We start from the raw sequence: 18,960 nt of genomic DNA, 5'->3' as shown, positions 1-18,960 counted from the left end.
CGGGCCCGCCCGGCGTGACAGGCTCGTCGCCGTGACCGGACGGCTCGTGCTCGGTGGCGCACCCCTCGGCCAGCCCGGCGACGTCGGCCCGCGGCTGCGGCAGGTGATGGCCTCGGCCGACGTCCTGGCGGTGGAGGACACCCGGCGGCTGCACCGGCTGGCGGCCGACCTCGAGGTCACGGTGACCGGCCGCGTGGTCACGTTCCACGAGTCGGTGGAGCGGGCCCGGCTGCCCGGGTTGCTCGCGGCGCTGGTCGACGGCGCCACCGTGCTGCTGCTCACCGACGCCGGGATGCCCTCGGTGTCCGACCCGGGCTACACGCTGGTGCGGGCGGCGATCGACGCCGGCGTCGAGGTCACCTCGGTGCCCGGGCCCACGGCGGTGACGACGGCGCTCGCGGTGTCGGGGCTGCCGGTGGACCGGTTCTGCTTCGAGGGGTTCCTGCCGCGGAAGGCGGGGGAGCGGCGGGCGCGGCTGGCCGGACTGGCCGACGAGCGCCGCACGATGGTCTTCTTCGAGTCGCCGCACCGGCTGGCCGACGCCCTGGCCGACGCGGCGGGCGCCCTCGGCGGGGACCGGGCGGCCGCGGTGTGCCGGGAGCTGACCAAGACGCACGAGGAGGTCCGCCGCGGGACCCTCGCCGAGCTCGCCGGGTGGGCGGCCGACGGCGTGCGCGGGGAGATCACCGTCGTGGTGGCCGGGGCGACGCCGCGGCCGGTGTCGCTGACGCCCGCCGAGCTCGCCGCGCTGGTGGCCGAGGAGGAGGCCGCGGGTGCCGGCCGCAAGGACGCGATCCGTGCCGTCGTCGCCCGCACCGGCCTGCCCCGCCGCACCGTCTACGACGCCGTCGTCGCCGCCAAGCCCTCCTGACCCGCGGTGGACGGCGGCATAGGAAGCTATCCGCACATTCCTGCGCCGTGGACGTGCGGATTGCTTCCTATGCCTCACCGATCGAAGTGGGGTCCGTCAGCTGACGCGAAGCTGTGCGAGCCGCATCCGGTAGACCTCGAGGACCCTCCGCCGGACCCGGTCAGGGTCACGACGGACGTCGGCGTAGGTGAACCGGAGGACGACCCATCCGTGCGCGGCCAGTGCCGTGTCCCGCGCCAGGTCCCTGCGTCGGTCCTCGGGTGAGGTGTGGTGGCGAGCTCCGTCGAGTTCCACGGCCAGCTTGACCTCCGGCCACGCGCGGTCGAGCCGGATGCTGCCGTCCGGCAGTGCCAGGCGGTACTGCCCGGTGCTCCGCGGCAGGGACCGGTGACGGAAGACGCCGAGGACGCCCAGCGCCTCCAGTTCGCTCTCGCATCCGTCGTGCACGAGGTCGATGGCCTGCGCCAGCGTCCTGCGGCCACCGACGTTCGGGCGTTCCGCCAGTGCCTCGATCAACCCCGCCGCGGTCACGAGCCGCCGCCGAGCCGCGTCCAGCACGAGTGGGCGACGTTCGTCGGCAGGCAACAGCGGCCACGAGTCGACCAGTGAGCGCGCCAGTTCGGTGACGGGGATCCCGCGCCGGACGACGCACTGCGGGGGCTCGGCCCGGAAGCGCAGGCGCCGGTGGACGACGAGGTCCTGACTCCCGGCTCGGCGGACGGCCTGGTCCACGGTCAGGTGCACGGGACGGCGGAGCTCCGAGAGGCCCCACACCGCCAGCGCAGACGTGTGGCTCACGGCGGCACCGGGACCCGCATGGCGTACCGCGGCACGGAGGAGCAGGTGGTCGTCCATCTGGTGACCGCGCGCGGCATAGACGTGAGGGAAGACCCGGCTCAGCGTCCGTCGTCCGATGAAGCCGTCCAGCACCGTTGCCGGCACGTACGCGAGCAGTTCCTGACGGCTGGCCACGCCGCCGTGCTCGGTGAGGACCTCGTTGATGCGCTCCCGCCACTGCATGCGGGGACGGTGCCGGGGCAGCGCAGGCCATGAGGCTGTCTCGTTGTATCTGTGGACAGGAGGCGCTCGTCCACACGCGGTTTACCTGCCGCGAGGCATTGGAGGCTATGCGCACGTCGGGGCGTCGAAAACGTGCGGAGAGCTTCCAATGCCTCGACACTCGCCTCTACAGCCAGCCGTTGCGCTTGAAGCCGCGGTAGAGCAGGACGCACGTCGTCACGATCACCAGCAGCACCACCGGGTAGCCCCACCGCCACTGCAGCTCGGGCATGAACTCGAAGTTCATCCCGTAGATGCCGGCGATCGCGGTCGGCACCGCGATGATCCCGGCCCACGCGCTGATCTTGCGCATGTCCTCGTTGTCGGCCATCGAGGTCCGGGCGAGCGAGGCCTGCAGGATCGACGACAGCAGCTCGTCGAGGCCGCCGAGCTGGTCGCGCACCCGGATGGCGTGGTCCTGCACGTCGCGGAAGTAGGAGCGCATCGAGTCCGGGACGACGTCGACCGGGCGCTCGGCGAGCTTCGCCAGCGGCACCTCCAGCGGCGACACCGCCCGCCGCAGCGACATCAGCTCCCGCTTGAGCTGGTAGAGCCGGCCGATGTCGTCGGTGCGCTCCGGGCTGAACACCGACGCCTCGAGCTCGTCGACGTCGTCCTGCGCCGCCCCCACGACGTCGACGAAGGCGTCGACGACGAGGTCGGCGACGGCGTACAGGACCGCGGACGAGCCCAGGCAGAGGAGCTCGCGCTGCTCCTCCAGCCGGTGCCGCAGGTCGCCCAGGCCGCCGTGCTCGCCGTGCCGCACGGTGATCACGTAGTGGCGGCCGAGGAAGACCATCACCTCACCGGTGTCGACCACCTCGCTGCTCGCGGTCAGCTGCTCGTGCTCCACGTAGGTCGCCGTCTTGAGCACCATGAACAGGTCGTCGTCGTAGCGCTCCAGCTTGGGCCGCTGGTGGGCCTCGACGGCGTCCTCGACCGCCAGCGGGTGCAGCCCGTAGCGCTCGGCGATCCGCCCGAGCTCGGCCGCGGTCGGCTCGAACAGGCCCAGCCACACGAAGCCACCTCGCTCGGTGGCGGCGGCCAGCGCCTCGTCCGGGTCGACCGGCGGCTGCCGGTGCCCGTCGACGTAGACGGCACAGTCGACGACGGCCGGGACCCCGTCGGGGCGGGTGGCGGCGGCACGCGGCGTCCCGGCGGGCCGCGGCCGGGTGGTGGGCAGCGGCGGCGCCGGCGGCGTCGCCGGACGTGGGTCGGCCACGGGCGCACCTCCCTCCCATCCCGCCCGCCACGACGGGCAGGAGAAGCGTAGGCGTGCGGGCTCGCGCACCCCGCGCCACGCTCGCCGGAGGACCGGTGACGCACCGAACCGCAGGGGGACGCCGTGGCCGAGACCTCGCGACGGATCAAGTCCGTCGAGGGATCCATCCGCGACACCGACGAGCCCGAGCACCGGCTCCGGAAGAACCTCTCGGGACTCGACCTCGCCGTCTTCGAGGTCGGCGTCATCATCGGCACCGGCATCTTCGTGCTCACCGGCGTCGTGGCGCGCAACCAGCAGGACGACGGCCAGACCCGGCCCGACCTGCCCCGGTCCTTCCGGGTGCCGCTGGTGCCGCTGCTGCCGATCGCGTCGGCGCTCGGCTGCCTGTGGCTCATGGCCAACCTGTGACCCCCCGGAGGGGTGAGGGCCCCTCCGCCCGTCCTGCAGCACCCGCCCCCGCGGGACGACCTGACCGGTGACCGACGTCCCCCGGCCAGGAGCGCAACCCGTGGCGACCAGCATCCTCGACGCCCCCCTCCCGACCCGTGCGGTGCCGCGCGCCGCGCGGTGGCCGGCGGCCGTCCTGCTGCTGGCGGCGGTGTCCGGCCTGGAGGCCGTCGCGCTGCTCGCCGGGGGCCTCACCGGTCTCGACGGCCTGGTGACGGCCCCGCGGCCCTCGGGCGCGCTCGTCGCCGCCGTCCTGGGCGGGCTGGCCGGCTGGGTCGTGCTGTGCGCCGGGGGCGGGCTGGCCGTCGTCGACGGCTCCGGGCGCCGCCTGGCGACCGGCGTCGCCTTCGCCGAGGTGGTGCTCGTCCTCGTGCTCGCCGTCGCCGGCCCGCGGACGCTGCCGGCCGGCGACCTGCCGACGACGCTGCCGCTGCCGGCACTGGCGCTGCTCGCGCTCGCCGTCCCGGTGGGCAAGCTGCTGCTGCTGACCGCGCCCACGACACGGGCCTGGGCGGCGGCGGCCCCGCCGCGCGGCCGGCCGGCGCCGGTGGCCCACCCGCGGGTGCGGCTGGTCACCGTCGCGCTCATAGGCGTCGCCCTGGGCGCCCTCGCGCTGGGCGCCCCGGCGGGCGGCGAGCGGCCGTCGACGGCCGCGGTCTCCGGTCGCTGACCGGACCGCCCGGCGGCGCTCACTACGCTCGGCGGTGTGAGTGACCGGCACATCCTGACCGCCGTGGCGTGGCCGTACGCCAACGGACCTCGGCACATCGGCCACGTCTCCGGCTTCGGCGTCCCCTCCGACGTCTTCAGCCGCTACCACCGGATGGCCGGTGACCGGGTGCTCATGGTCAGCGGCACCGACGAGCACGGGACGCCGATCACCGTCGCCGCCGACGCCGAGGGGGTGTCGCCGCGGGAGATCGCCGATCGCAACAACCGCATCATCGTCGGCGACCTGCAGGCGCTGGGCCTGTCCTACGACCTGTTCACCCGCACCACCACGGTCAACCACGCGCAGGTCAGCCAGGAGATCTTCCTCGGCCTGCTCAAGAACGGGTACGTCTTCCCGCAGACGACGCTGGGCGCCATCAGCCCGAGCACCGGCCGCACGCTGCCCGACCGCTACATCGAGGGCACCTGCCCCATCTGCGGCTACGACGGCGCCCGCGGCGACCAGTGCGACAACTGCGGCAACCAGCTCGACCCCACCGACCTGATCAACCCGGTGAGCCGGATCAACGGCGAGACGCCGCGGTTCGTCGAGAGCGAGCACTACTTCCTCGACCTGCCGGCCTTCACCCGGGCCCTGGGCGACTGGCTGGGCACCCGGACGAGCTGGCGGCCCAACGTCCTCAACTTCAGCCGCAACCTGCTGGAGGACCTCAAGCCGCGCAGCTACACCCGCGACATCGACTGGGGCGTGCCGATCCCGCTCGACGGCTGGCGCGACCGGCCCGACAAGCGCATCTACGTGTGGTTCGACGCCGTCGTCGGCTACCTGTCGGCCTCCATCGAGTGGGCCCGCCGCTCCGGCGACCCCGAGGCGTGGCGGCAGTGGTGGCAGACGCCGGACTCCGACGCCTACTACTTCATGGGCAAGGACAACATCGTCTTCCACGCCGAGATCTGGCCCGCGCAGCTGCTCGGGTACGACGGCGAGGGCGACCGCGGCGGCACGCCGGGCTCGCTGGGCCGGCTCAACCTGCCCACCGAGGTGGTCTCCAGCGAGTTCCTCACCATGGAGGGCCGCAAGTTCTCCTCCTCGCGACAGGTGGTCATCTACGTCCGCGACTTCCTGGCCCGCTACGACGCCGACGCGCTGCGGTACTTCATCGCCGTCGCCGGGCCCGAGACGCAGGACACCGACTTCACCTGGGCGGAGTTCAAGCGCCGCAACAACGACGAGCTGGTCGCCGGCTGGGGCAACCTGGTCAACCGCACGGTGTCGCTGGCGGCGAAGAACGTCGGCGCCGTCCCCACGCCGGGCGACCTGACCGACGCCGACCGCGCCCTGCTGGGCGCCACCCGCGACGCGTTCGGCCCGATCGGGGAGCTGCTCGCCCGCAACCGGCAGAAGGCGGCGGCCACCGAGGCCATGCGGGTGGTCGGCGAGGCCAACAAGTACCTGTCCGACCAGGCGCCGTGGAAGCTCAAGGAGGACCCGGCCCGCCGCGACACCGTGCTGCACACCGCGCTGCAGGCGGTCAGCGACTGCAACGCGCTGCTCACCCCGTTCCTCCCGCACTCGGCGCAGAAGGTGCACGAGCTGCTCGGCGGCACCGGCGTGTGGTCGCCGGCGCCGCGCATCGAGGAGGTCACCGACCTCGACGACGGCTCGCCCTACCCCGTCATCACCGGCGACTACGCCGACGCGCAGGCGGTGTGGGCCTCGCGCCCGCTGGCCGCGGGGACGCCGCTGGCGCCGCCCACGCCGGTGTTCCGCAAGCTCGACGAGTCGATCGTCGAGGAGGAGCTGCGCCGGCTCGAGGACGGCGAGTGAGCGCGGTCCCGGTGCACGTCCGCAGACGTGCACCGAGCACGTCCGCGGACGTGCACGCGTGAGCCGGTCGGCCGCGTCCCGGGCGAACCGGCGGGGCGAGCCGCCGCCGTCCCCGGAGCCGCTGCCGGCGCCGGCGGTCGACTCCCACACCCACCTCGACATCGTCCTGGGCGGCTTCCGCACCGACGAGCCCGCCGACGACGCCGCCGTCGACGCCGAGATCGACGCCGCGGCCGCGGTCGGGGTCCCGCGGCTGGTGCAGGTCGGCGTCGACGTGCCCTCCTCGCGGTGGTCGGCTGAGCTGGCCGCCCGGCACGGCAACGTGCTCGCCGCCGTCGCCGTCCACCCCAACGAGGCCGGTGCCGGCGCCGCCGACGACGACGCCCTGGCCGAGATCGACCGGCTCGCCGCGCTGCCGCGGGTGCGCGCGGTGGGGGAGACCGGCCTCGACCGGTACCGCACCGGGCCCGAGGGCTGGGCGGCGCAGGAGGCGTCGTTCCGCGCGCACATCCGGATCGCGAAGGCGCGCGGCGTGGCCCTGGTCGTCCACGACCGCGACGCCCACGAGGAGATCCTGCGCGTCCTGGACGACGAGGGCGCTCCCGAGCACACGGTGTTCCACTGCTTCTCCGGCGACGCCGCCTTCGCGCGGGCCTGCGTCGAGCGCGGCCACGTGCTGTCCTTCGCCGGCACGCTGACCTTCGGCAACGCCGGTTACCTGCGCGAGGCCGCGGCGCTCACCCCGCTCGACCAGCTGCTCGTGGAGACCGACTCGCCGTTCCTCACCCCGGTGCCGCACCGCGGCCGGCCCAACGGCTCGCGGCTGGTGCCGCACACCGTGCGGGCGCTGGCCGAGGTCACCGGGGTCGAGCTCGCGCAGTTGGGCGACAGCCTCACCCGCACCGCCGAGCGGGTCTTCGGGAGCTGGTAGCACCGGCGGGACCGGCTGGGCCCCGAGGCGAGGCACACTGTCTGCGTGGGCCGCCTCATCGCCGTCGTCCTCTTCATCGCCGTCCTCGTGCCCGGCGTGCTGCTGGCGCGGGCGTGGGCACTGGCCGCCGGCCGCCGCGCGGTCGCCGCGGCCGCGATCGGCTTCTCCACGCCCACGCCCGAGGGCCTGGCCACCCTGCAGCGGCAGGCGCAGCACGGGCGCCGGGTGCGGCGGGTCGGCCTGCTGCTGGGGCTGGTCGCCGTCGTCGCCAGCATCGTGGTGTTCGCGGAGGCGTCGGTCTTCCTCTGGCTGCCCGCCCTGGTCGTCGGCCTGCTCGCGGGCGTGGTGCTCGCCGAGGCCACCCGCCCGCGCCCGCGCTGGCGGCTGTCCGAGCCCGCCCGTCGGCCGCGGCGCAGCGAGCAGGTCTCGCTGTGGCTGCTGTGGACCATGCGCGCCGTCGTCGTCGCCGAGATCGCGGTCGCCGCGTACATGTGGCAGCGCGGCGAGCTGTCCGACCCGGTCGGCTGGACCGCCGTCGTCGTCCCGCTCGTGGCCTGGTTGCTGGCCGAGACCGCGCTGCTGCGGGTCCTGCTCCGGCCGCTGCCGGCCGACGGCGCCGACGTGCCGGTCGACGAGGCGCTGCGCACCTGGACCGCGCACCTGGTGACCGCGGCGACCAGCGTGCTGGCCCTGCTGCCGCTGGGCACCCTCCTGCTGGCCGGCGGCATCGACCTGGGCGACCGGGTGACCGAGCGGGTCGACCTGGTGCCCGTGGCCCTGGTGGCCGGCGGGTTCGCCGGGATCGCCGCCGGGCTCGCCGTCGCCGGGTTCCTGCTCACCTGGCTGCGGCCCGTCCGGGTCGACGAGCGCGCCCTGGCCGGCTGAACCCCATTCTCGTGCCCCGTCACGGCACCGATCACGCCGTGACGTCGATCACCGGCTGACCCCGTCGGAACCACTCGTCACAGTCGTCCCACGCGGCGCGTCCGTGACGGTCCGTGTCGGCGCGGCTCCGTGTCGACGTGTCGTCCCCCTGGTTCACTCCGTGCGCACCGTTGCTAGACGTGGCGCACTCGTTAACGTGGCGTGACTGACAGCCGGGGTGGGATCGCCGGACGGCGTCCGCACGGTCCCGGGAGCCCCGCGCTGTCGGCTGCCGCTCGGGTGTGCGACCCCCTGCCCGGTCCCCCGACCCCGTGGAAGTGTCGTGCCCCGAACGCTGAAGCTCGCCCTCTTCGCCCTGGTCCTGACCGGACTGGTGGGCGGCTCGATCGCCTGGTTCGCCGCGCAGAAGTCGCTGACCCTCACCGTCGACGGGCAGGCCCGCGAGGTCCGCACGTACGCCGACACCGTGGGCGAGGTGCTGGCGGAGGAGGGCCTGGAGACGCAGGCGCACGACGTCGTCCTCCCCGCGGCCGAGGCCGAGGTCGTCGACGGCGACACCGTCGTGGTCAACCGCGCCCGCCCGCTGCAGCTCACCGTCGACGGGGTCAGCAGCGAGGTCTACGTGACCGCGCTGTCGGTCGACGAGGCGCTCGAGCAGCTCGGCTACCGGGCCGAGGGGATGGTCCTGTCGGCCAGCCGCAGCGAGCGGCTCCCGCTCGACGGCATGGCGCTGTCGATCACCACGCCGAAGGACGTCACGCTGGTCGTCGACGGCGCCTCCCGCGTGGTCACCACCACGGCCGCCACCGCCGGCGACCTGCTGGCCGAGCAGGGCGTCGTGCTCGGCGAGCACGACCGCACCAGCCTGTACCCGACCCAGCCGCTGCTGGGCGCCATGCGGCTGCAGGTCTTCCGCGTGCAGGTCACCGAGCAGGTCGTCACCAGCCCCGTGCGGCACGGGACGGTCGAGACCGAGGACCCGGAGGCCCTCGAGGGCGAGGAGACCGTCATCCAGGAGGGCGTGGACGGCGAGCAGGCGACCACCTTCCGCGTCACCGTCGTCGACGGCGTGGAGACCTCCCGCGAGCAGCTGGCCACCAGCGTGACCGTCCCGCCGGTCGACGAGCTGGTCACCGTCGGGACCAAGGAGCGGCCGGCGCCCTCGGGATCGGTCCCGGCCACCGCCGACGGGCTCAACTGGGCGGCGCTGGCGCAGTGCGAGTCCGGCGGCCGGGTGAACGCCGTCAGCTCCACGGGCAAGTACCGTGGCCTCTACCAGTTCTCGACGGCCACCTGGGCGTCGGTCGGCGGCACCGGCGACCCCGCGGCCGCCTCGGCGGAGGAGCAGACACTGCGGGCCCAGATGCTCTACGCGCGCTCCGGTGCCGGCCAGTGGCCGCACTGCGGCTCCCGGCTGTTCAGCTGAGCTCTCCCGAGCAGGCCCCCGGGCTGCTGGGCCCGGCCGTCATCCGCGACCTGGCCCAGCAGCTCGACCTGCGCCCGACGAAGACCCTCGGGCAGAACTTCCTGCACGACGCCAACACCATCCGGCGGATCGTGCGCACGGCGGAGCTGCGCCCCGACGACGTCGTCCTCGAGGTCGGTCCCGGTCTCGGGTCGCTGACCCTGGGCCTGCTGCCGGCCGCCGCGGCCGTCACCGCCGTGGAGATCGACCCCCGGCTGGCCGCCCGGCTGCCGGTCACCGTGGCCGAGCGGCAGCCGGACCTGGCCGGCCGGCTGACCGTCGTCGAGGCCGACGCGCTGCGGGTGCGCGAGCTGCCCGGACCCCCGCCGACGGCGCTGGTGGCGAACCTGCCGTACAACGTGGCCGTGCCCGTGTTGCTGCACCTGCTGGAACTGCTGCCCTCCCTGCGGCGAGCGCTGGTCCTCGTGCAGGCCGAGGTCGCCGAGCGGCTGGCAGCCCCGCCCGGCAGTCCCGCCTACGGCGTGCCCTCGGTCAAGGCCGCCTGGTACGGCACCGCCCGCCGCGCCGGCACCATCGGCCGCCGGGTGTTCTGGCCCGAGCCCAACGTCGACTCCGGTCTGGTCGCCCTCGACCGGCACGAGCCGCCGCCGGGCGACCGCGCCGCGACCTTCGCCGTCGTCGACGCCGCGTTCGCCATGCGCCGCAAGGGCCTGCGGGCCGCCCTCGCCGGCTGGGCCGGGAGCCCGGCCGCCGCCGAGGCGCGGCTGCGGGCCGCCGGCATCGACCCGGCCACCCGCGGGGAACGGCTGTCGGTGGCCGACTTCGCGCGGCTGGCGGCGACCGCGCCGTGACCCGGTCGTCGTGAGCCGGTCGTCATGAGCTGGTCGTCGCCCGGCGGGGCCGGGCACAGCCGGGGCGACGGCGCGGTCACCGCGCACGCGCCGGCCAAGGTCAACGTCTCCCTCGCCGTCGGCCCGCTGCGCGAGGACGGCTTCCACGCCCTGCAGACGGTCTACCTGGCCGTCTCGCTGCTCGACACGGTCACCGTGCGGCGCGCGGGCGGGCTGTCGGTGACGGTGACCGGAGAGGGGGCCGGGGGGCCCGACCCCGTGCCCACCGACCGGCGCAACCTCGTCTGGCAGGCCGCCGAACTGCTCGCCGAGCACACCGGCGTGGCCGCCGACGCCGCCATCGAGGTGCACAAGGCGATCCCGGCCGCCGCCGGGCTGGCCGGGGGCAGCGCCGACGCCGCGGCCGCCCTGGTCGCCCTGGACGCGCTGTGGGGCACCCACGCCACCCGCGGCGACCTCGCCGGGCTGGCCGCCCGGCTCGGCAGCGACGTGCCCTTCAGCCTGGCCGGCGGGGTGGCGCTAGGCAGCGGCCGCGGCGAGCAGCTCACGCCGGTGCTGGCCCGCCGGCAGTGGCACTGGGTGCTCGGCATCGCCGCGGGTGGCCTGTCCACCCCCGCCGTCTACGCCGAGCTCGACCGGCTGCGCGCCGCGGGCCGGGTCCCCGACGGCTCCGGGGTGCCCGCCTCCGAGCCGGTGCTCGCCGCCCTGCGCAGCGGCCCGACGCCGGCGCTGGCCGCCGCGCTCGCCAACGACCTGCAGCCCGCGGCCCTCTCGCTGCGCCCGGCGCTGCGACGGGCCCTGCGGGCGGCCACCGACGCGGGAGCGGCGGGCGCGCTGGTCAGTGGCTCCGGGCCCACCGTGGCCGCCCTCGCCGACGACGAGGAGGCCGCGCTGCGGCTGGCCGCCGTGCTCGCGGGGGAGGGCGTGTTCCGCACCGTCCGGGTGGTGCACGGCCCGGTGCCGGGCGCGCGGCTGGTGGGCTGAGCCCGTTCAGGCCCGGCCGGAGCCGGTCGTGCGCAGCGTCGGGTGGGGATCGAGGTGGGCCAGGCCGGAGTAGGCGAGGTCCACCAGCCGGGCGGCGACCTCCTCCTTGCCGGGGGAGCGGTGCTCGAGCCACCACTGGCCCACCAGCGCGACCATGCCGACCAGCGCGGAGCTGTAGAGGCCGGCGAGCTGCGGGTCGTGGCCGCGGCCGGCGAACTGCCCCGCCAGGATGTGCTCGACCCGGCGGGCGAGCTCGCCGAGCAGGGAGGAGTAGGCGCCCGAGCCCGGGGAGTCGCGGGAGAGCACCCGGAAGCCGTCGGTGTCGTCCTCGACGTAGTCCAGCAGCACCAGGGCCGCCCGCTCCAGCAGCGCCCGGGGCCCGCCGCCCCCGGCCAGGGCCGACGTGAACCGGTCGAGCAGCTGCTGCATCTCCCGGTCGACGACGGCGGTGTAGAGGCCCTCCTTGCCGCCGAAGTGCTCGTAGACGACCGGTTTGCTCACTTCCGCGCGGACGGCGAGCTCCTCGATCGAGGTCGCGTCGTAGCCGCGCTCGGCGAACACCGCACGGCCCACCGCGACCAGCTGCTCGCGCCGCTGGGCGCCGCTCATCCGCACCCGTGGCCGGGGCACGGGGTCCCCGGGGGGCACCGGTCGCCCCGCCTGCCCGCTCAGGCCCCGGCGGGCTCGGGCGCCCGCCGCTTCGCGGCCAGGCGCACCGGGTCGGGCCACTTCACCGAGTGCGCCCAGCCCAGCTTCTCGAACAGCCAGATGACCCGGGCGCTGATGTCGATCTGCCCCCGCAGCACGCCGTGGCGGGCGCAGGTGGGGTCGGCGTGGTGCAGGTTGTGCCAGGACTCCCCGGCGCTGAGGATCGCCAGCGGCCAGAAGTTGGTGGCGCGGTCGCGCGAGGCGAAGGGCCGGGCGCCCACCACGTGGCAGACCGAGTTGATCGACCAGGTGACGTGGTGCAGCAGCCCCGTGCGCACCAGCCCGGCCCAGAAGAAGGCGCTCCAGGCACCGATCCAGCTCTGGGTCACCAGGCCGCCGATCGCGGCGGGCAGGGCCAGGCTGAGGAACGCCCACAGGCTGAACAGCCGGCTGGTCACCACCAGGCCGCGGTCCTTGAGCAGGTCGGGGGCGTAGCGGGCGGCGTTGGTCTGCCGCCGGTCGAACAGCCAGCCCAGGTGCGCGTGGAACATCCCCTTGAGCAGCGCCCGGGCGTCGGTGCCGTAGCGCCACGGCGAGTGCGGGTCGCCCTCGCGGTCGGAGAAGGCGTGGTGGCGGCGGTGGTCGGCCACCCACTGCACGACCGGACCCTGGATCGCCATGCAGCCGGTGATCGCCAGCGCGATCCGCAGCGGCCGGCTCGCCTTGAACGACCCGTGGGTGAAGTGGCGGTGGTAGCCCACGGTCACCCCGAGCAGCGGGACGAAGTAGAAGGCCGCGAACAGCGCGACGTCGAGCCAGGACAGGCCCCAGCCCCACACGACCGGCACGACGGCGGCGAGGGCGACGAAGGGCACCACGACGAAGACGTAGAGGACCAGCTGCTCGAGGTGGCCCTTCTCCTTGCCGTAGGCGCCGGCCGGCAGCCCGGCGTCGGGGTCGGCGGGACGGAACGCCGTCGGCCGGGTCAGAGAGGGAGCGGACACGGGCGGGAGCCTCCAGTCGTGGTCCGTCGCGGGTCGCGCGTCTCTCGACGACCGGCGGCTGGCTGGCCGTAACCTACGTGACCGTAGGCACACCCGCCGTCCGAGCCCCGGGGCCCGGGCAGGCCGTGCCTCCGCCCGGCGCGGCCCCTAGGCTCGGGCGGTCGGTGCCGCGCGGGGGCGGCGCCGCGGTGGGGGATGGGGTAATCGGCAGCCCGCCGGCCTTTGGAGCCGGGAGGTCTCGGTTCGAGTCCGAGTCCCCCAGCAGCGTCCCAGCAGCGCCGGTGCGACCGCCGGCGGTCCCACCGTCGGAGGAGATCCGTGAGCCCCCAGCAGGCAGTCGCCGCCGTCGTCGTCCTCGCCGCGGGGCAGGGCACCCGGATGCGGTCGGCCACGCCGAAGGTGCTCCACGAGCTCGGCGGGCGCTCGATGCTCGGCCACGTGCTGGCCGCCGCCGCGCCGCTGGGCGCCGGCACCACCCTGGTGGTCGTCGGGTCGGGCCGCGCGGCCGTCGAGGAGCACCTGGCCGCGGTCGCGCCCGGCGCCCGGGCGGTGCTGCAGGAGGAGCAGCTCGGGTCCGGGCACGCCGCGCGGGTCGCCCTGGACGCCGCCCCCGACCTCGAGGGACCGGTTCTCGTGGTCAACGGCGACGCGCCGCTGCTCACGGCCGGCACGCTGGCGTCGCTGGTGGCGGCGCACACCGCGGCCGGCAGCGTCTTCACCGTGCTCACGGCCGAGGTGGGGGACCCGGCCGGGCTGGGCCGGATCGTCCGGGACGGGCGCGGTGCGCCCCGGGCGATCGTCGAGGAGCGCGACGCCACCGCCGAGCAGCGGGCGATCCGCGAGGTCAACGCGGGGGTCTACGTCGCGAACGCCGCGACCCTGCGGCGGGTGCTCGCCGGCCTGGCCACCGACAACGCGCAGGGCGAGCAGTACCTCACCGACGCGCTGGCCCCGCTGGTCGAGGGCGGGGCGCCGGTCGCCGCCGTCCGCGCCGAGGACCCGGCCGACGTGCTCGGCTGCAACGACCGGGTCGAACTCGCCGCCCGCCGCCGCACCCTCAACGACCGCGTGCTCGACGCGCTGATGCGCTCCGGGGTCACCGTCGTCGACCCGGCCACGACCTGGGTCGACGTCACCGCCACCGTCGCGCCCGACGCCCTGCTCGAGCCGGGGGTGCACCTGCGCGGGACGACGTCGGTGGCCACCGGCGCCGTCGTCGGGCCCGACACCACGCTGGTCGACACCACCGTCGAGGAGGGCGCCGCCGTCGTCCGCTCGCACGTCCTCGGCGCGGTCGTGGGCCCGCGGGCCTCGGTCGGCCCCTTCAGCTACCTGCGGCCGGGGACCCGGCTGGCCGGGGGCGCCAAGGTGGGCGCGTTCGTCGAGACGAAGAACGCGCAGGTGGGCGAGGACTCGAAGGTGCCGCACCTGTCCTACGTCGGCGACGCGACGATCGGGCGCGGCGCCAACATCGGCGCGGCCACGGTCTTCGTCAACTACGACGGCGTGGCCAAGCACCACACGACGATCGGCGACCAGGTGCGCATCGGGTCGGACACGATGCTCGTGGCCCCGGTCACGGTCGGCGACGGCGCCTACACCGCCGCCGGCTCGGTGATCACCGAGGACGTGCCGCCGGGGGCCATGGGTGTGGCGCGGGCCGCGCAGCGCAATGTGGCAGGCTGGGTGCGGCGGCGCCGTCCGGGGACGGCCGCCGCGAGGGCTGCAGCAGCAGCGACGGCTGGAGGCACGGCCGGGAGCCGGGCCGTGGGTGACATCCCGGACCGACCGGCGGAGCCCGAAGCGGACCACGAGCGGTAGGGGCACACAGCCGATGAGCGCGATCCGGCAGACCACCAGCAAGAGCCTGATGCTCTTCTCCGGCAGGGCCTACCCGGAGCTGGCGGCGGAGATCGCCGGCCACCTGGGCGTGACGCCGACGCCGACGGCGGCCTACGAGTTCGCCAACGGCGAGCTGTTCGTGCGGTTCGAGGAGTCGGTGCGCGGCTGCGACGCCTTCGTCGTGCAGAGCCACACCGCGCCGATCAACACCTGGCTCATGGAGCAGCTGATCATGGTCGACGCGCTCAAGCGCGCCTCGGCCAAGCGGATCACCGTGGTGGCCCCGTTCTTCCCCTACGCCCGGCAGGACAAGAAGCACCGCGGCCGCGAGCCGATCTCGGCCCGCCTGGTCGCCGACATGTACAAGACCGCCGGTGCCGACCGGCTCATGACCGTCGACCTGCACACCGCCCAGATCCAGGGCTTCTTCGACGGCCCGGTCGACCACCTGTTCGCCCTGGAGCTGCTCAGCGGCCACGTGCAGGACCGGTGGGGCGACCGCGACATCACGGTCGTGTCCCCGGACTCCGGGCGGGTCCGGGTCTCCGAGCGGTGGAGCGACAAGCTGGGCGGTGTCCCGCTGGCCTTCATCCACAAGACCCGCGACCCCATGCGGCCCAACGAGGTGGTCGCCAACCGCGTCGTCGGCGAGGTCGAGGGCCGCGTCTGCATCCTCCTCGACGACATGATCGACACCGGCGGCACGATCGTGAAGGCCGCCGAGACGCTGTTCGAGGCCGGCGCCGCCGACGTCATCGTCTGCGCCACCCACGGGGTGCTGTCCGGCGCCGCCGTCGACCGGCTGAAGAACAGCAAGATCAGCGAGGTCATCGTGACCAACACGCTGCCCATCGAGCCGGCCCGCCAGTTCGACAAGCTCACCGTCCTGTCGATCGCCCCGCTGCTCGCGCGGGCGATCAAGGAGGTCTTCGAGGACGGCTCGGTCACCAGCCTCTTCGGCGGCGCCAGCTGACGGTCCGTGCCGAGCGGGGGCCCGGAGGGCGTCCCGAGGCCGGACGGGGAGGGCCCAGCGCAGCAGGGGACGGCACCTGGCCGCGGTCACCCGGCCGGCGGCCGGGTAGCATGGCAGCGCCCGGCGAGGGAGCGGTCCGTCCGACTCCGTGATCGACGTGCGTGTGCTCCGAGTGGGTGTGCCGCGCGCGGCCGCCGGCACACCGGCCGATCCACCAGAGGAGCACACCACCGTGGCTGACTTCCGCCTCGTCGCCGAGGCCCGCACCGAGTTCGGCAAGGGCAGCGCCCGCCGGACCCGCCGCGCGGGCCGCATCCCCGCCGTCCTGTACGGGCACGGCCAGGACGTCGTCCACCTGTCGCTGCCGGCCCGCGAGTTCGCCGCGGCGCTGCGCAACGGCGGCACGAACGCCCTGATCACCGTCGTCCTCGACGGCACCGAGCAGCTCGCGCTCACCAAGTCCGTCCAGCGCGACCCGCTCACCCGCGTGCACGAGCACGTCGACCTGCTCGTCGTCCGCCGCGGCGAGCGCGTCACCGTCGACGTCCCGGTGACCGTCGTGGGCGAGGCCGCCTCCGAGACCCTGGTCAGCGTCGAGCTGAACACCGTCTCGGTCGAGGCCCCCGCCACCGCCATCCCCGAGACCGTCGAGGTCGACGTCACCGGCCGCGAGGCCGGCCACGGCGTCACCGCCGGCGAGCTGACCCTCTCCGGCGGGGCCACCGTGCTCACCGACCCCGAGGCCCTGGTCGTCAACGTCATGGCCGCCCCGACCGCCGAGCAGCTCGACGCCGAGCTCGCCGAGGCCGAGGCCGAGGCCGGCATCGAGCGCGAGGAGTCCGCGCCCGCCGAGGAGGGCGTCGGCGAGGGCGACGTCGTCCCCGAGCCCATGGCGCAGGGCGGCGGCGAGTCGATCGAGTCGACCGAGAACAGCTGAGGTCCCCGCTGACCGAGAGCACGTCCCGCAGGGGCGCCGGCGCACCCGCCGGCGCCCCTGCGGCGTCCCTCCCCTCCGAGGGACCCTTCCTCGTCGTCGGGCTGGGCAACCCCGGTCCGGGCTACGCCGGCAACCGGCACAACGTCGGCGCCATGGTGCTCGACGAGCTCGCCGCCCGCGCCGGCGTGCGGCTGGCCGCCGGGAAGGGCGCCCGCGCCCGCGCGCTGGCCGGCGAGGGCCGGCTGGCCGGGCGCCGCGTCGTCCTGGCCCGGCCGACGACGTACATGAACGAGTCCGGCGGCCCCGTGCGCGGGCTGCTCGACTACCACAAGCTGCCGGCCACCGACCTCGTCGTCGTGCACGACGAGCTCGACCTCCCCTTCGCCGCGGTCCGGCTCAAGCGCGGCGGCGGCGAGGGCGGGCACAACGGCCTGCGCTCGATCAGCCGTTCCACGGGCACCCGCGACTACCTGCGCGTGCGGGTCGGCATCGGCCGCCCACTCGGCCGCCAGGACCCCGCCGACTTCGTCCTCAGGGACTTCTCCGCGACCGAGCGCAAGGAGCTCGACCTGCTGGTCGCCGAGGCCGCCGACGCCGCCGAGGAGCTGGTGGCGCGCGGGCTCGAGGCGGCCCAGAACGTCGTCCACCCGCGCAGCTGAGTCCCCCGCCGCGTCTCCTCCTTCGGGTGAACAGTCACTCTCCGCATTGACCCTCCTGTCACGCTCTGTGAGTGTTCTCCGAGCGTCGGGGGAGCAGCACGCAGGGCGCGGCGAAGGCATTGCGCACCGAGCGTGACCTCTGTTCCCCGTGCGCACGGGGAGTGACGAGGGGGAGACGTGCTACTGGACCACCACCACGCGACCGGACCGGGGAGCTCGACGCCGACGCTCCCGACTCCGCGTCGGGCCCCCGCCTCCGCTGCTGGCCTGCCCGCCGTCCGGCGGGCGCCCGCCCGCCGGTGGGCCGGCCGCTACTCCGCGGCCCTGCACGGCCTCGACGTGGCCGCCGCCCTGACCGCCTGTGCCGGGGTGCTCGCGGCGCAGCCGTCCCCCGGCTCCGCGCCGCTGCTGACCGCCGCCGGGCTGGTGCTCGCCTGGCCGCTGCTGCTGCTGGGCACCGGCGCCCACGAGGAGCGGGTGTTCGGCACCGGCAGCGACGAGTACCGCCGCGTCGGCCGGGCCGGCTTCCTGCTGCTCGCACTGGCCGGTGTCGTCTCCTTCGCCGGCGACCTCGAGCTCAGCCGCGCACTGGTGCTGCCGGCCGTGCCCGTGCTCACCCTCCTCACCCTCGTCGGTCGCTACGCCGCCCGGTGCGCGCTGCGCCGGCGGCAGTCCCGCGGCGCCTGCACCAAGCGGGTCGTCCTCGTCGGGCGAGGCGGCGCCGTCGTCGAGCTGGCCACCGCGGTGACCCGGGCGAAGTACGCCGGGCTGCAGGTCGTCGGTGCCTGCGTCACCCCGGAGAGCCGGGCCCGCGTCGCCGACCGGCTCGGCGTCCCGGTCGGCGGCCTCGACGACGTCGCCGAGACCGCCGAGCGGCTGGGGGCCGACGCCGTCGCGGTCACCTCGGCGAGTGAGACCGCCGCCGAGTACCTCCGCCGGCTGTCGTGGCAGCTGGAGGGCACCGGCGTCGAGATGCTCGTCGCGCCCGGCCTGATCGAGGTCGCCGGCCCGCGGCTGCACATCCGCCCGTTCGAGGGGCTGCCCCTGCTCTCGGTCGAGCAGCCGCGCTTCGGCGGCTGGGGCCGGCTGGTCAAGGGAGGGGTCGACCGGGTCGCCGCGGCCCTGGCGCTGGTGGTGCTGGCGCCGCTACTGCTGGCCCTGGCGCTGGCCGTGCGGCTCGACAGCCCCGGCCCGGTCCTCTACCGCCAGGAGCGGGTGGGCGTGAACGGCCGGCGGTTCACCATGCTCAAGTTCCGCAGCATGGTGGTCGACGCCGACCGCCAGGTCGACGCGCTGCAGGAGCAGAACATCTCCGACGGCCTGCTGTTCAAGATGCGCACCGACCCCCGGGTCACCCGCGTCGGCCGCTGGCTGCGCCGCCTGTCCCTCGACGAGCTCCCGCAGCTGCTCAACGTGCTCGGCGGCTCGATGTCGCTGGTCGGCCCGCGGCCGCCGCTGCCCCGCGAGGTCGCGCGCTACGACTCCTCGGTCAGCCGGCGGCTGCTGGTCCGGCCCGGACTCACCGGGCTGTGGCAGATCTCCGGGCGCAGCGACCTGTCGTGGGAGGAGTCGGTCCGCCTCGACCTGCGCTACGTCGAGAACTGGTCGCTGGCGCTGGACGCGCTGATCCTCGTCAAGACCTTCCGCGCGGTGCTCAGCCGCTCGGGCGCCTACTAGCGGCCGCCGTCGTCCCCCTGCTCTCACCCCGGTCCCACCCG

At 75.2% G+C, this 18,960-nt stretch carries 18 protein-coding genes and 1 tRNA gene; 15 read left to right on the top strand and 4 right to left on the bottom strand.

From position 1 onward, the window contains the following. Positions 1-31: 31 nt before the first annotated feature. Positions 32-871: a 16S rRNA (cytidine(1402)-2'-O)-methyltransferase gene (rsmI, locus tag ACI79V_RS05120; protein ID WP_456887355.1), complete on the top strand. Its 840-nt coding sequence runs from the start codon at positions 32-34 to the stop codon at positions 869-871. 96 nt (positions 872-967) lie between these two features. Here the strand turns inward: rsmI and ACI79V_RS05115 are convergent, their stop codons facing one another. Then, positions 968-1,891, bottom strand: a complete 924-nt coding sequence (locus tag ACI79V_RS05115) for a DUF559 domain-containing protein (protein WP_456887354.1) — start codon at positions 1,889-1,891, stop codon at positions 968-970. Positions 1,892-2,057: 166 nt separating this feature from the next. Then, positions 2,058-3,152: a magnesium/cobalt transporter CorA gene (gene corA, locus ACI79V_RS05110; RefSeq protein WP_456887353.1), complete on the bottom strand. Its 1,095-nt coding sequence runs from the start codon at positions 3,150-3,152 to the stop codon at positions 2,058-2,060. 123 nt (positions 3,153-3,275) lie between these two features. Between corA and ACI79V_RS05105 the strand changes: the two genes are divergently transcribed. From ACI79V_RS05105 to ACI79V_RS05070, 8 genes are all read left to right on the top strand, one after another. Further along, positions 3,276-3,563 carry a hypothetical protein gene (locus ACI79V_RS05105; protein ID WP_456887352.1) on the top strand — a complete coding sequence of 96 codons (288 nt, stop codon included), beginning with the start codon at positions 3,276-3,278 and terminating at the stop codon, positions 3,561-3,563. Between the two features lie 100 nt (positions 3,564-3,663). Continuing rightward, on the top strand, positions 3,664-4,272 hold the full coding sequence (locus ACI79V_RS05100; protein ID WP_456887351.1) for a hypothetical protein: 609 nt from the start codon (positions 3,664-3,666) through the stop codon (positions 4,270-4,272). A 36-nt stretch (positions 4,273-4,308) separates the two neighbouring features. Further along, the gene (gene metG / locus ACI79V_RS05095) at positions 4,309-6,102 is read left to right on the top strand and encodes a methionine--tRNA ligase (protein WP_456887350.1); all 1,794 of its coding nucleotides are present in this window, start codon (positions 4,309-4,311) and stop codon (positions 6,100-6,102) included. 58 nt (positions 6,103-6,160) lie between these two features. Next, positions 6,161-7,033, top strand: a complete 873-nt coding sequence (locus tag ACI79V_RS05090; protein ID WP_456887349.1) for a TatD family hydrolase — start codon at positions 6,161-6,163, stop codon at positions 7,031-7,033. A gap of 45 nt (positions 7,034-7,078) precedes the next feature. Further along, positions 7,079-7,918 carry a hypothetical protein gene (locus ACI79V_RS05085; RefSeq protein ID WP_456887348.1) on the top strand — a complete coding sequence of 280 codons (840 nt, stop codon included), beginning with the start codon at positions 7,079-7,081 and terminating at the stop codon, positions 7,916-7,918. A 322-nt stretch (positions 7,919-8,240) separates the two neighbouring features. Continuing rightward, a complete protein-coding gene (locus tag ACI79V_RS05080; protein ID WP_456887347.1) occupies positions 8,241-9,344 on the top strand; it encodes a ubiquitin-like domain-containing protein in 1,104 nt (367 codons plus the stop codon). Then, positions 9,311-10,195 carry a 16S rRNA (adenine(1518)-N(6)/adenine(1519)-N(6))-dimethyltransferase RsmA gene (gene rsmA / locus ACI79V_RS05075; protein ID WP_456887346.1) on the top strand — a complete coding sequence of 295 codons (885 nt, stop codon included), beginning with the start codon at positions 9,311-9,313 and terminating at the stop codon, positions 10,193-10,195. The genes ACI79V_RS05080 and rsmA overlap by 34 nt, the downstream gene beginning before the upstream one ends. Positions 10,196-10,219: 24 nt before the next feature. Continuing rightward, the gene (locus ACI79V_RS05070; protein WP_456887345.1) at positions 10,220-11,179 is read left to right on the top strand and encodes a 4-(cytidine 5'-diphospho)-2-C-methyl-D-erythritol kinase; all 960 of its coding nucleotides are present in this window, start codon (positions 10,220-10,222) and stop codon (positions 11,177-11,179) included. A gap of 6 nt (positions 11,180-11,185) precedes the next feature. Here the strand turns inward: ACI79V_RS05070 and ACI79V_RS05065 are convergent, their stop codons facing one another. Beyond that, positions 11,186-11,788: a TetR/AcrR family transcriptional regulator gene (locus ACI79V_RS05065; RefSeq protein ID WP_456887344.1), complete on the bottom strand. Its 603-nt coding sequence runs from the start codon at positions 11,786-11,788 to the stop codon at positions 11,186-11,188. Between the two features lie 59 nt (positions 11,789-11,847). Continuing rightward, positions 11,848-12,831 carry an acyl-CoA desaturase gene (locus ACI79V_RS05060; protein WP_456887343.1) on the bottom strand — a complete coding sequence of 328 codons (984 nt, stop codon included), beginning with the start codon at positions 12,829-12,831 and terminating at the stop codon, positions 11,848-11,850. A gap of 189 nt (positions 12,832-13,020) precedes the next feature. Between ACI79V_RS05060 and ACI79V_RS05055 the strand changes: the two genes are divergently transcribed. The 6 genes from ACI79V_RS05055 to ACI79V_RS05030 all read left to right on the top strand — a co-directional run bounded on the left by ACI79V_RS05055 (position 13,021) and on the right by ACI79V_RS05030 (position 18,919). Next, positions 13,021-13,093 (top strand) — tRNA-Gln (locus ACI79V_RS05055). Between the two features lie 56 nt (positions 13,094-13,149). Beyond that, a complete protein-coding gene (glmU, locus tag ACI79V_RS05050; protein WP_456887342.1) occupies positions 13,150-14,652 on the top strand; it encodes a bifunctional UDP-N-acetylglucosamine diphosphorylase/glucosamine-1-phosphate N-acetyltransferase GlmU in 1,503 nt (500 codons plus the stop codon). Positions 14,653-14,665: 13 nt separating this feature from the next. After that, positions 14,666-15,646: a ribose-phosphate diphosphokinase gene (locus ACI79V_RS05045; protein ID WP_456874999.1), complete on the top strand. Its 981-nt coding sequence runs from the start codon at positions 14,666-14,668 to the stop codon at positions 15,644-15,646. 232 nt (positions 15,647-15,878) lie between these two features. Further along, positions 15,879-16,583 carry a 50S ribosomal protein L25/general stress protein Ctc gene (locus ACI79V_RS05040; RefSeq protein ID WP_456875000.1) on the top strand — a complete coding sequence of 235 codons (705 nt, stop codon included), beginning with the start codon at positions 15,879-15,881 and terminating at the stop codon, positions 16,581-16,583. 101 nt (positions 16,584-16,684) lie between these two features. Continuing rightward, entirely contained in the window at positions 16,685-17,242 is a 558-nt protein-coding gene (gene pth / locus ACI79V_RS05035) for an aminoacyl-tRNA hydrolase (protein WP_456887444.1), read from the top strand. Positions 17,243-17,581: 339 nt separating this feature from the next. Next, positions 17,582-18,919, top strand: a complete 1,338-nt coding sequence (locus ACI79V_RS05030; protein ID WP_456887341.1) for a sugar transferase — start codon at positions 17,582-17,584, stop codon at positions 18,917-18,919. Positions 18,920-18,960 lie beyond the last annotated feature (41 nt).

Source organism: Geodermatophilus sp. SYSU D00700, from assembly GCF_054050255.1.
This window is presented reverse-complemented; position numbering and strand designations above follow the sequence as displayed.

Bases quoted from the DNA above. Each gene is read 5' to 3' on its own strand.
- ACI79V_RS05045 (WP_456874999.1), top strand. From the start codon at position 14,666: ATGAGCGCGATCCGGCAGACCACCAGCAAGAGCCTGATGCTCTTCTCC.
- ACI79V_RS05115 (WP_456887354.1), bottom strand. From the start codon at position 1,891: ATGCAGTGGCGGGAGCGCATCAACGAGGTCCTCACCGAGCACGGCGGC.
- ACI79V_RS05070 (WP_456887345.1), top strand. From the start codon at position 10,220: ATGAGCTGGTCGTCGCCCGGCGGGGCCGGGCACAGCCGGGGCGACGGC.
- ACI79V_RS05065 (WP_456887344.1), bottom strand. From the start codon at position 11,788: ATGAGCGGCGCCCAGCGGCGCGAGCAGCTGGTCGCGGTGGGCCGTGCG.